Source organism: Rothia nasimurium (genome assembly GCF_928382285.1).
Classification (GTDB): Bacteria; Actinomycetota; Actinomycetes; order Actinomycetales; family Micrococcaceae; genus Rothia; species Rothia nasimurium_E.
Window position 1 is genome coordinate 296,485 of the sequence record NZ_CAKMSS010000002.1, and the last position, 12,392, is coordinate 308,876.

Below are 12,392 nucleotides of genomic sequence, written 5' to 3' on the forward strand. Positions count from 1 at the left end.
CAGGGGACTACCAGCCACTACGCAATAGTTCTCCAGGAGCGCTTCACGGTGCTCCAGCGTAATCCCCGCCCACCTATTGGGCGCCACACACCTAAGAGAGGTTACGATGACTTCATTCCATAAGCCTTCCAAGAAGACCACCGGTGCTGCTGCTGTGCTTTCACTCGGTATGGCTTCATTTGTAGGTTCCCCCGCTTTCGCTGCTGAAACCTCGGAGTGGGTAGATCTTCCCACCGTCACTAACGAGGGGTCAGCCTGGGTAGCCGAAAACGGCAACGTTGATGGCTCAGCTTTCACTACCGATACCGTTAACACCGGCGAAGCTTCAGCCACTTCTGAGTGGGTTGACTTCGAATCTGAAGAAGGCGGCTCCGCATGGGTTAACGAAGACGGCACCATCGACAACGGTTCAGGCTGGGTCAACGAAAACCTCAACCCCGTTGTCACTGACAAGGGCCCCGGCACCACCCACGAGCTCCCTGAAGGCCACATCGGCATCAACGGCCCCGGCACCACCCACGAACTGCCTGAAGGCCACATCGGCATCAACGGCCCCGGCACCACCCACGAACTGCCTGAAGGCCACATCGGCATCAACGGTCCCGGCACCACCCACGAGCTCCCCTTCCTGCCCGTTGACGGCTCCACCTGGGTTGACTTCGAATCTGAAGAAGGCGGCTCCGCATGGGTTAACGAAGACGGCACCATCGACAACGGTTCAGGCTGGGTCAACGAAAACCTCAACCCCGTTGTCACTGACAAGGGCCCCGGCACCACCCACGAGCTCCCTGAAGGCCACATCGGCATCAACGGCCCCGGCACCACCCACGAGCTCCCTGAAGGCCACATCGGCATCAACGGCCCCGGCACCACCCACGAACTGCCTGAAGGCGAGATCGGCATCAACGGTCCCGGCACCACCCACGAACTGCCTGAAGGCCACATCGGCATCAACGGCCCCGGCACCACCCACGAACTGCCTGAAGGCGAGATCGGCATCAACGGCCCCGGCGTAACTGCTGAGCCCAAGCCGACCATCGATCCCTCAACTGTTGTAGCTGAGCCTAAGGTCGAGGCTACCCCCGTAGAGACCCAGGCTGAAGCAGCTCCCGCTCCTGCAGAAACCACCAAGGCTGAAGCAGCTCCCGCTCCTGCAGAAACCACCAAGGCTGAAGCAGCTAAGGCAACTCAGTCACAGCAGCAGCTTGCCAACACCGGCGCTTCCAGCGCAGCTGTATTGGCTCTTAGCGGTCTAGCTGTTGTTGCGTTGGGTGCAGGCGCAGTATTCGCAACTCGTCGAGCAAAGGCATAATCGCTCAATTCCTACTATTTACCAATAGAAGGAGTACGCGATAACTGACTCCCAGTGAGTCGGACGGCGGGTACGTAGCGATATAAGCTACGTACCCGCCGTTCTCGCTTTGGGCGCAGTTTCGTATGCTGCCTTCCCCGCTCCATTTCACTTTATTTCCAGAAGGTCCCATGAAAAAACTAAAAGGCTTCGCTGCCTATGCCTTTACCGGACTAGCCATCACAGGTACCTTACTCCTCAGTAGCTGTGGTTCTTCTACTACTGCAGAGCCAGCGTCAGAGCCATCATCAGCAGCTGCACAATCAGTCCCTGTTATTACAGATACAGCTGATATTCTTACGGACCAAGAAGAACAAGAGCTCACCCAGCGTATCTCTGACTTAGAGCAGGAGCATAACTCGCCGCTCACCCAAATCTTTATTATCGATGACAGCAGTAAAACAAACTTTGCAGCTGAGGTAAATCAAAAGCTCACGGAACAAGAGTCGAATTTTCAAGAACAAGGCGTCATTATCGGCATCAACCTTGGCAGCAAGTCAGCATATATAGCTCGGGGCTCTGTAGCTAGCCAAAACCTCACCAATGAGGAAGCATCCTATATCGTCGATAAGGCGATTCTCCCCTACGTTACAGCAGAAGATTACAACGGTGCGATGACCAACGCCCTTGATGGTGTCTACCAGCTTTCGCACAATAACACCACGGCTGACTCATCGCAGGGTAGCGCTAGTGCAAGCCCCACGGCCACTAGCTAGAAATGTCCCCCACGCTTTAAAAAAACAAACAGTAAATAAAAGTAAGGCCCTAGCCGTACCCTGCGGCTAGGGCCTTACTCGTTCTTTAAGTACTCTCAGCTAGCCAAGAATAGCTGGCGCCTCAAAGGCTTTCCCTGAGAGATGCTGATCTAACCAGGCTGTGAAGACCTGGTACCAGAGGCGGGAGTTGCCGGGTTTCAGGATCCAGTGCCCTTCATCGGGGAAGTAGAGGTACTTGTGGCCTAGCTCCGGGGAGTGGCGCTGTAGGTCAGCCCAGAGGTGGTGGGCCTGGCCGATGGGCACGCGGTAGTCCTTATCGCCGTGAATCACCAGCATAGGAGCCGCGATATCGGCAGCGCGGTGACGGGGCGAAATGCTGTCGCTCTCTCCCCCGAACTCGACCTTCCATTCGTGCCAGGCACCGTTATCTGAGAGGTAGTACATGGTGTTGTAGTCCCAAATTGAGGCGTGGGTGACGTAGCACTTAAAGCGGGTGCCCGCGCGTCCTGCCACCCAGTTGGTCATAAACCCGCCGTAGGAGCCGCCTGAGAAGGCCACGTTATCGCCCTGGATATCGTCGCGGGCGGCAGTCTCTTCGACCACCTGCATAATGTCGGTGTAGGGGGTGCCGCCCAGGTCGTCGCCGCCGCGGTCGAGCATGTGCTGGCCGTAGCCGGTGGAAATCGCGGGATCGGGCATGAGCACGGCGTAGCCGGCTTCGGTGAAGGCCCAGGGGTTCCAGCGGTAGGTCCAGGAGTTCCAGGACCCCCAGGGGCCACCGTGCGCAAAGACGAGCAGGGGCAGGGGGCCGTCCGCATCCTTTTCGGGCAGGGCGAGGAAGGAGGTGAACTCGGTGCCGTCGGCCGCGGTGGAGCTCAGGCGCTCGAAGCGGCCCGGGGCACGCAGCTCTTCGACCGGCGAAGCCAGACGGGTGATATCGCCGCTTTCGATATCGATCCGCACGGGGTAGGCCGAGTGCTGGTGGGCATCGCGCAGGGCAATCAGGGATCCTTCGTTGTAGGCCAGGGCCGAGAAGTGGCTGGCACCGTCCTCAACCAGGGTGCGGGTGGAGCCGCCGATGCTGCCAGTGAAGATGGCGGTAGCTCCCAGGTGGTCGGTGACGAAGGCGTATCGGGTGCTATCAATCCACACGATGTCGCCAGCCCAGCGGTCGACGTCGCGGGAGAGCTCGGTCAGCTGGCCGGTCTCGAAGCTGTAGTGGCTGGCATTGACCTTGATGGACTGGCCGGGCAGCCAACGGCGTACCTCGGTGATAGCCAGGCCGCTGCCGTCCGGGGTGAAGGCACCTGCTGAGTAGTCGTGGGTTTCGGTTGCTTCGGCCAGCAGCTGGGGTTCTTTCTCGCCGTTGAGGTCAAGCAGCCAGGTGCTGTAGCGCTGGTGGATGCCGCGGGCCTTGGTATGCAGGGTGATAGCGGCGCGGTCGCCGGTGGGGCAGACTTCGAAGCCGGCGAGTTCTGCGCGGTCGCCGGGTAGGGCGATGCGGCGGGGTTCGCCGTCCCCGTCCTTAACGAAAAGGGCGCGGACGCCGGTGCCCAGGTCGTGGTCCCAGAAGCGGGTGGGGAATTCGGTGTAGAGCACGCCGGAGGTGGCGGTTTTCTCGCGTTCGTCGAGAGTCTTGGCCTGCTCTTCGAGGCTGCCCCGGTGGGCTTTGGCGCTGTAGATGTAGCGGGTGGTTTCACCGCGCTGGCGTACTGCGAGGGCGTCCACGCCGCCGGGGTGGGTGAAGATGAGTTCGGGTTCGCCGTGCTCAGGTAGGCGGTAGACGCCTTTGAGGCTCTTGGAGTCGGCTTCGTCCACGTCCTTGCCCAGGGTCAGGTAGATGTGCCCCTCGTCGGTGATGGTCAGGACGGAGGCGCCCGACTCGGGTGCCGTCAGCGGGTAGGGCTTGTCCTCCTGCCCGGTGGGAAGGGCCCAGAGGCGGGGGCGCCACTTTGCGCCGTCCTTGTTGAGGGTGTTGACGGTGAGCACGGGCGCGCCGGTGCGCCCTGACGCGAGCCCGACCATGCGGGGGTGTTCGATGAGCTGCTTGAGGTAGGCAGCGTTTTTCTGCTGATCTTTTTCTTGAGGTGTGGTGTCAGTCATAGGTTCTACGGTATCACCAGCACCTGTTGAGGTGATAGCGTATTACCCTCCCCTTCTTAACATTGCTCCTAGCTGACAGGCAAACGAGCAAAAGTTCCGTCGTCCATACCTGCACCAAGGTAGGCATCTAGAACCTGCTCTGCGTGGTGCGGGGCAAGAACCCGAATAATGGCCAGAAGGTCTTCCCTTGTGTTCAGAGGTTGCTCTACTGCCGCCGTTAAAATAGGGGCTTCTTCCGCGGCTGCCGCCCCAAAGATGATGTGCGGTGCACCGTGGATACGGTCACGACAAATACCCAAAGCGGTGTTAAGTGCAAAGAGGTTGCGGCCCTTGATCGCGGCACGAGCGCAGGTCGCCTGATAGCTAAAGCGGCTCTGAAATTCCACCTGCATGTACAGGGTATCTACCAGGTTTTGGAGTTCAGCAACTTTTGCCTCTAAGTGTCGATACTGGGCCACGCTAACCGGGGCGTCCTCAAAATCATCGCTGGTGAGAAGCGGGAAAATATGCTGAGTATTCAGTGGGGCCTGGTTGCTGTGGTCATCGCGTGCAGGGTCGGGGTGAACCCACCGGATTTCCTCGATTTCAGCGCTGGGCGCGGCCTGCTCCAGATCAGCAACACCCCCGGCAGTTACCAAGAGGTAAACATGGGCGCGGACGGTTCGCCCCGCTTCGTTGAGGGCCGCCGCCTGGTAGGTACCCACATTCATCAAGGAATAGCGGTCAAGAACAAGGCCCAGTTCCTCGGCAGCTTCACGGCGAGCGGTTTCTTCGGCGGTTTCACCCGGCTCAGGTTTACCGCCGGGAAGCATGAACCCTGTGGTGCCGCGTTTGCGAACGGTGAGCACCTCGCCCAAGGAATTACGAATGACAAGTGCAGAAACAACAATCGGGGCTGAAGTATCGGTACTCATATCAGTAACCCTATCTCAGTAGCCGATTTATCTTGTCACACAGGCACTTCTTATTTAGTGAGCGCTGGCACATCGTTGTATTCTTGGAAATGAAACTGCCCACAAGCGACAAGGGAGACGCCCTTCATGGCAAAGATTATCTACACCCACACCGATGAGGCTCCGCTGCTGGCGACCTACTCCTTCCTGCCCATTCTTGAGGCTTACGCTTCAACCGCCGGTGTTGAGGTAGAAACCCGCGATATTTCACTTTCGGGCCGTATTCTGGCTCAGTTCAGCGATATTCTCCCTGCAGAGCAGCAGGTAGCGGACGCCCTGACCGAGCTGGGCGAGCTGGCTAAGACCCCCGAAGCTAACATCATCAAGCTGCCCAACATTTCGGCGTCCGTGCCCCAGCTCAAGGCCGCTATCGCTGAGCTGCAGGCCAAGGGCTTCGCTATCCCCGACTACCCCGATGAGGTTGTAACCGAGCAGGATAAGGACGTCCGCGCCCGCTACGACCGTGTCAAGGGCTCAGCCGTGAACCCGGTTCTGCGCGAGGGCAACTCAGACCGCCGCGCCCCCCTCTCCGTTAAGAACTACGCCCGCAAGAACCCCCACTCCATGGGCGCCTGGTCAGCAGACTCAAAGACCAACGTCGCCACCATGGGCCACGACGACTTCTTCTCCAACGAGAAGTCAGTGATCATTGAGGCTGACGACACCCTGAAGATCCAGCACATTGGTACCGACGGCACCGTGACCGTCCTCAAGGAATCCGTGCCCGTACTGGCTGGTGAAATCGTCGACGGCACCTACATGAACGTGGCTGAGCTCGATAAGTTCCTGGCCGAGCAGGTTGCCCGCGCCAAGGCTGAGGGCGTGCTCTTCTCGGTCCATCTGAAGGCCACCATGATGAAGGTGTCAGACCCCATCCTCTTCGGCCGCGTCGTGCGTGCTTACTTCTCCGAGCTTTTTGAGACCTACGGTGAGCAGCTGGATGCCGCCGGCCTGAACGGCAACAACGGCCTGGCCGCTATCATCTCCGGCATTGATACCCTGCCCGAGGATATCCGTGAGGACGTCCGCGAGCTCATCCACAAGGGTCTGCAGGAAGGCCCCGAGCTGGCCTACGTCAACTCCGACAAGGGCATCACCAACCTGCACGTCCCCTCAGACGTCATTGTGGACGCCTCCATGCCCGCTATGATTCGCACCTCTGGTCAGATGTGGGGCGAGTCAGGCCAGCAGGCTGACACCCTGGCTGTGCTACCCGATTCTTCCTACGCTGGCGTCTACCAGACCGTCATCGAGGACTGCCGCGCCAACGGCGCCTACGACCCCACCACCATGGGCACTGTGCCCAACGTGGGTCTGATGGCTCAGAAGGCTGAGGAATATGGCTCCCACGACAAGACCTTCCAGCTAGAAGCGGACGGTAAGGTTCAGGTGGTGAACTCTGCCGGTGACGTTCTCATTGAACACGAAGTTTCTGCCGGTGATATCTGGCGTGCTTGCCAGACCAAGGACATCCCCGTTCAGGACTGGATCAAGCTGGCCGTCACCCGCGCCCGCGATTCCCAGACCCCCGCTGTCTTCTGGCTGGACAAGAACCGGGCCCACGACGCAAACCTGATTGCCAAGGTCGAGAAGTACCTGCCCGAACACGATACTGAGGGCCTTGATATTCGTATTCTGGCTCCCGCCGAGGCAACCCAGTTCTCGATTGACCGTATCCGCAAGGGTGAGGACACCATTTCGGTGACCGGCAACGTGCTGCGTGACTACCTGACCGACCTCTTCCCCATCCTGGAACTGGGCACCTCAGCCAAGATGCTGTCGATTGTTCCGCTCATTAACGGTGGTGGCCTCTTTGAGACCGGCGCTGGCGGTTCTGCACCCAAGCACGTTCAGCAGGTTCTGGAAGAGAACCACCTGCGCTGGGATTCCCTGGGTGAGTTCCTGGCCCTGGCTGCCTCGTTTGAGCACCTGGCCAAGACCACCGGTAATGCTTCTGCCCAAGTTCTGGCTGACACCCTGGATAAGGCGACCGGTACTTTCTTGAACGAGAACAAGTCACCTTCCCGCCGTGTGGGCGAGATTGATAACCGTGGCTCGCACTTCTACCTGGCTAAGTTCTGGGCTGAGGAGCTGGCTGCTCAGGGTGAGGACGCCGACCTGGCGGCTAAGTTCGCTCCGGTGGCTGAGGCCCTGGCTGCCAACGAGGAGAAGATTGTGGCTGAGCTACTGGAGGCCCAGGGCTCCCCCGCTGACCTTGGCGGCTACTACAAGCCCGAGGACGCCAAGGCATCAGCGGTCATGCGCCCGAGCACCACGCTGAATGAAGTGGTGGATGGGTTAAAGAAGTAATTCTTTGAAAGATAAGGGTTAGAGCCTCGACGAGGCTCTAACCCTTTGCTAATTACTAACTCTAAGAGCTAACTTCACAAGTCCAAAATGAGAATTTAGTGGCTAGAATTTCACTTCAGGAAATCACCTTATATAATCCATATAAAATTTATATAAATATCAAAAATCACATACTCTAATCAATCAACATCACTTGAAGAAATCATTAAGCCGGAAGAGATTACCATGCTAAAAGATATTGATAACATTAAATTTATTCATCCATTTTCACGAGTCAACATAAAACCCGATTTGGTTATTTTGGACACCAACATCCTGATTAAACTTTGTCAGTTATTTTACAATGGCTCCACCAACGAAACAACTCGAGAAAAATTAAGTTTAGCACTCCAGCAAATACCTGCAACGCGCCCCCAAGATAGGGCAAACTTTATAGAAGTTAACTACGGCTATGCACTTTACGAAAGTGCCACAAATCGAAAAGGTGACTTTAAATTAGATCAGTACTTGCGAAATAGATTTGCAATTGAGGAAATTATTTCCTGGGATAAGGACCAGATCTCAAGGTATTTTAAGGACCACCGCCCGCTAAGCAGATACAGTAAAAAATACAAGAAAAACCACAACCGCCCGGTGAAAGGAGATGCACCAAGCACCTCGTTTATGAAAACCCCATTTCCATTCATTGTATCTGGGTATCTATACTTTTTAAAGATTGCCGAGCTGAATGAACGTCAAGATCTGGCCCCTGAAGAAAAATTTAAAACCTACATTGATTGGATGAACCAGTATTTCCGCGTATCTTACTTCATAAATCTCGGAAGCACAATCTTTCTGTGTAGTAATCAAAAAATATCCGGGAAAGCAAAGAAAATATTTAAGTACAGCGGAAAATCTAGTTCGAATATAGATAAGTTTGCGGACAGTTGCTGGAATGGCGCTTGGGACGTGTTCCTTACAGGCCTAACTGAGATGTCCACCACCGGACAAATCAAAGTATCCCAATATAAAGATCACCCCTACACGGTCCTCCTAACAGAAAACAAAGATCCAGAACTGCTTAGAGAAGAGGTGAGCGTGGACATTGTAATTGAATTTACAGATTCTATAACTTCAACGATAATGAACCTTGAATTAAATATGGATGAGAAATATCGAGAAATGGGACTCCACGAATACGCCGAGCTGAGTCCGTTTGAAGCAACCCAACGCCAGTTTAGAAAAATTCCAGATGATATGGAAGATAAACTCATAAAGGAAAGGGATAAACTTGAAAAGGCACTTGGAATTATAACAAATTAGAAAATTTGACACCATTCTTCATCACCCTCATATTTGAACCTCTCCCAAATATTTCTAAAAGCAGTTAACCAACAAAATCTAGACTCAAATCTGAAATATCGCTTAACCTATTTCCTTGAATCAAGATTTCAAGCATACTAGCCGCCTCGTCGTTGTTCGAGGCGGCTACTGCTTTCTGCAGCTCTGGTAGCGCAAAATGATACACCATATCTATATCGCCTGTGCCCAAAGCTAAAGAAGCTAAGCGTGAAGGCGTAGGTTCCCCCGTCACTACCACAATATGCGGTGTGCGTCCCTTACGGTTACGGATTATATTCAAGGCCTCAGAGCGTGCGTTCTGGGCACGGTCACTCCGCAAAGTCCACTTACAGCTGATAATGGCTTCAACAAACTTAGCCTCGTTATTTACAAGGCGGCGTGGTGTCAGCGTAGCGACAGAATCATCGACCCGTAGAGCACCATCATTGAAATAGGCATCAGGCTGAGGTGCCTTCGTCATAATCACGTCAGGACTGATATCGTAAGAATTTCCCAAAACCGTAGACAGAGTAGGGTCAGACTCTACAGCCCCAGCAAGCTGCTTCAAATGTAAATACGGTACGAACTCAGCCAAATAAAAGCCATGTCCACGCTTCACCACATGCTCAATCTCAGTACCTGGTGCAACAATATGGCTAAACTCCGCTAAGGTTCGGCTCAAGAATCGAGTCGTAGCAGCTTCAAAAACATGCCCCGCTGTCTGACCGGCCAATTTCTCGCCACCAGGCTTCACACCCAGTTGTTCAGCAATCGAAAGAGCAATAGCCTTACTAGTCTTCTGAGAGCTATCGGCATTAGAAGCCACCCCAGATTCAGTAACAGCAAGAACACCTAGGTCAATCAGCTCCTGGTGATATTCCTGGCGGAGCCTACGCAGCGACGCGACCATCCTTCACCTCCACATTCTGGTTTAGCAAATTAGCAATCTCAGTACCGATGGCGCAAGAAACCGGGGGCGGGAAAGCATTACCCACCTGCCGATAGGCAGCAGTTTTACGCCCGGTAATCTGCCAATCGTCAGGGAACCCCTGAATACGAGCAGCCATACGAACCGTCAGTCTAGGCATCTCAGCATAACCAGGCTCAGGAGCGACCTCAGCAATCGATTTACCGTTTACACCCATCTCAGCCCAGGCAGCCTTAGCCCGAGTAGGCCCCAGATCTGGGCCACCATGCTTCTTCGAGCCCCCCACCAATGTAGGCGCGATCTTCTGAGCTCCCTCGGCCCAAGCGTCCGCGCCCTCCCAGCCATTAGAAGCCATCAGGTCATGCAGAGTATCCCCTACCGTTGACGCTTCGTCTGGACGCCGCTCTGGCCACACAAAACAACCATCCAAGTCCTTATGAGTAGCAACTAAAATGCTGCGCGGTCGCAGCTGTGGCACCCCGTAGTCAGAGGAGTTAATAAGCTGCCAATCCACCACATAGCCAAGCTTCCCCATAGCCTTGATAATCTCATTGCGGTAATCAGCAAAACGCTTTGATAGCAGGCCTTTCACGTTCTCAAGCATGACAGCCTTGGGCTCAAGAACCTCAATAATCTCAAGTGCTCGAGGGAACAAATCACGTTCATCATCTGCACCAAGCTGTTTACCTGCGACGCTGAAAGGAGGGCATGGAACGCCACCCGCGAAGAGGTCCACACCTTTGTAAGGGGTAGGGTCCCACTCATTGAGGTCAGATTCAATTACGTTCCAATTAGGGCGATTAGCCCGGAGCGTGTTGCAGGCGTCCGAATCTATCTCCACAGCAGCAAGGTGCTCAAAACCCGCCATCTCAAGGCCAAGAGCCTGCCCACCAGCACCAGCACAAATCTCCACTGAAGTCAGCATGCGTGATTCCCCCATCTACTCATCTCAGCAATCGAATACATATTCGAATATATAAACCACTATACAGGCGCTTATGAGAGCTGGGAACCCTCTCAACAGACCTTCTTAGTCTACGGATGCAACAAGCCCACATCCATTATTTCTTGTGAGCTTTAGAGCTCACCAAGCTCGGTTATCTGCTCTTTCGTCAGGAAGGCGCCGAAGGCGTCCCCGTCTGGCTCGAACAGGTGCGCTGCAGATTCAGGCATCAGCACAGCGTCAAACCCCAGCGAATCCACTAGCTGGACAGCCGTATCTAAAGCTTCGCTCCCCTGGCCCGCATCAATCACCGCAACAGCCCGCGGCAGCGCATGCGGATTCAACGCCCGGCTATCAGACGTCAAAGCATCATACGCAATATGGTTCAACGTACGAATAACAGGAACCCGCACCCCCGGTAACTCAAAGACAGCGCCCGCTGTACCGGCGGCGTCCCAAGGGTTCGTAGCGTCAACCACCACACCACGAGCCGCCAAAAAATCAAAGCCGGGCAAGGCCGTGCGCGGCAAAGCCACAATCACAACATCAGCATCAAGCGCGCCCTCAAAATCCACCAGCTGCGCATCAGGCACCAGCGACCCCAAAATAATATCCAACATAGGCTTAGGCCGCGCATACACCAACGTCTCATGACCAGCAGCAACAGATAAACGAGCAAGCGCCGTACCGAGCTTACCGGCACCAAGAATCGAAACCTTCATACCCCTCATAATCGTTGACAACGCAAGTTTATTCCACGGTGTTTCAGAAGCAGGCGCCTTACACCCGTACTCACTGGATATAAGACGCCTGCAAGCAGTTAGCTAGTTATTACAGTCTCGCAAGCAGTTAGCGGATCCGGCGACAGATGGACCAGCGAAAATACCTGCTGCCTAGTGGTTGTTGTGTGGGCCTATTTGCCCACATCAGGCCCGAAATCTGTGGAAAACGCTTCACCATGTGCGTAATGTGCCGTTAAAAACCAGTCAAGAGGACTAAACCCCTTGCCAAGACGCACACCCCGAACTATAAAAACACATAAGACCTAGTCACAAAGACGTAGCCAGGAGAACCCCATGAAGCACACACCCACCCGCACCCTCACGCTCGCCACTATCGCACTGCTGGCCCTCACCGGCTGCGGCGCACAGGCCACAGGCAGCATTCCCGAAGCGGACGCCAGCGCCACGACTTCTGCAAGCGCATCCAGCACCTCAGGCGCAGCTGATGCAACCGCTAGCACAGCTGAAACCAACTACTCCGGCGAATCCAAAGCCCCCGACGGCGAATACCGCGCCGCCGACGAACACGGTCCCGCCCAAAACGTACCCAAACCAGTAGCACCCGACGGAATGAACGTAGAAACACCAGAAGCAATGGAAAAATTCATTACGTACTGGAACGATATGCGGAATTATGCCAATCAAACTGGCGATGTGACAGATGTGAGAAAACTGGTAGATGAATCCTTTGAGCAAGAGCAGAAGTTCTACGATTCTCTACATGCTATCTACCAAGCAGATGGGTGGGTTATCGGTGGTAGCCAAGTTGTTCACTACGATAAGAATCTACTAGTCTCGCAAGGCAACGGAGAATATTCTATTGGTGCTAATTTCGAGGTAGAAAATTCTGTACTCTGGGTCAACGGAGAAGCCCGGGCCTACGATAATTCTCAAGCTATTTATGAAGGGGTAGAACTCAAAACAAAATTTTCTAACGGTTCATGGAAAATAGTCAGCGCAAAGGTAGTTAGCTAAATGAAGACCAG

General features: G+C 54.8%; 10 protein-coding genes. 5 read left to right on the forward strand and 5 right to left on the reverse strand.

From position 1 onward, the window contains the following. The first annotated feature begins 106 nt into the window (after positions 1 to 106). Both L6758_RS04185 and L6758_RS04190 read left to right on the forward strand, forming a co-directional pair. Entirely contained in the window at positions 107 to 1,312 is a 1,206-nt protein-coding gene (locus tag L6758_RS04185) for an LPXTG cell wall anchor domain-containing protein (protein WP_237218608.1), read from the forward strand. A gap of 170 nt (positions 1,313 to 1,482) precedes the next feature. Continuing rightward, positions 1,483 to 2,067 carry a TPM domain-containing protein gene (locus L6758_RS04190; RefSeq protein ID WP_237194549.1) on the forward strand — a complete coding sequence of 195 codons (585 nt, stop codon included), beginning with the start codon at positions 1,483 to 1,485 and terminating at the stop codon, positions 2,065 to 2,067. Positions 2,068 to 2,166: 99 nt separating this feature from the next. Here the strand turns inward: L6758_RS04190 and L6758_RS04195 are convergent, their stop codons facing one another. Both L6758_RS04195 and L6758_RS04200 read right to left on the reverse strand, forming a co-directional pair. Next, complete coding sequence (locus L6758_RS04195) at positions 2,167 to 4,170, reverse strand: alpha/beta hydrolase family protein (protein WP_237194551.1); 2,004 nt, start codon at positions 4,168 to 4,170, stop codon at positions 2,167 to 2,169. Between the two features lie 68 nt (positions 4,171 to 4,238). Next, positions 4,239 to 5,084 (reverse strand): NUDIX hydrolase, encoded by an 846-nt coding sequence (locus L6758_RS04200; RefSeq protein ID WP_237194553.1) that lies wholly within the window; start codon positions 5,082 to 5,084, stop codon positions 4,239 to 4,241. A gap of 126 nt (positions 5,085 to 5,210) precedes the next feature. On the opposite strand from L6758_RS04200, the gene L6758_RS04205 reads away from it, so the two are divergent. Then, entirely contained in the window at positions 5,211 to 7,433 is a 2,223-nt protein-coding gene (locus L6758_RS04205) for an NADP-dependent isocitrate dehydrogenase (protein WP_237204612.1), read from the forward strand. A gap of 225 nt (positions 7,434 to 7,658) precedes the next feature. Beyond that, on the forward strand, positions 7,659 to 8,735 hold the full coding sequence (locus L6758_RS04210) for a hypothetical protein (RefSeq protein ID WP_237204614.1): 1,077 nt from the start codon (positions 7,659 to 7,661) through the stop codon (positions 8,733 to 8,735). A gap of 64 nt (positions 8,736 to 8,799) precedes the next feature. Here the strand turns inward: L6758_RS04210 and L6758_RS04215 are convergent, their stop codons facing one another. The 3 genes from L6758_RS04215 to L6758_RS04225 form a co-directional block, all read right to left on the reverse strand. Further along, entirely contained in the window at positions 8,800 to 9,663 is an 864-nt protein-coding gene (locus L6758_RS04215) for an NgoMIV family type II restriction endonuclease (protein WP_237204615.1), read from the reverse strand. Further along, positions 9,644 to 10,606 carry a DNA cytosine methyltransferase gene (locus tag L6758_RS04220; protein ID WP_237204616.1) on the reverse strand — a complete coding sequence of 321 codons (963 nt, stop codon included), beginning with the start codon at positions 10,604 to 10,606 and terminating at the stop codon, positions 9,644 to 9,646. The genes L6758_RS04215 and L6758_RS04220 overlap by 20 nt, the downstream gene beginning before the upstream one ends. Positions 10,607 to 10,758: 152 nt before the next feature. Then, positions 10,759 to 11,346, reverse strand: coding sequence for an NADPH-dependent F420 reductase (locus L6758_RS04225; protein ID WP_237204617.1), 588 nt, complete (start codon positions 11,344 to 11,346; stop codon positions 10,759 to 10,761). A 354-nt stretch (positions 11,347 to 11,700) separates the two neighbouring features. Here L6758_RS04225 and L6758_RS04230 point away from each other — a divergent pair, with 354 nt between their 5' ends. After that, positions 11,701 to 12,381 (forward strand): DUF6318 family protein, encoded by a 681-nt coding sequence (locus L6758_RS04230; protein WP_237204618.1) that lies wholly within the window; start codon positions 11,701 to 11,703, stop codon positions 12,379 to 12,381. The last annotated feature ends 11 nt before the right edge of the window (positions 12,382 to 12,392 follow it).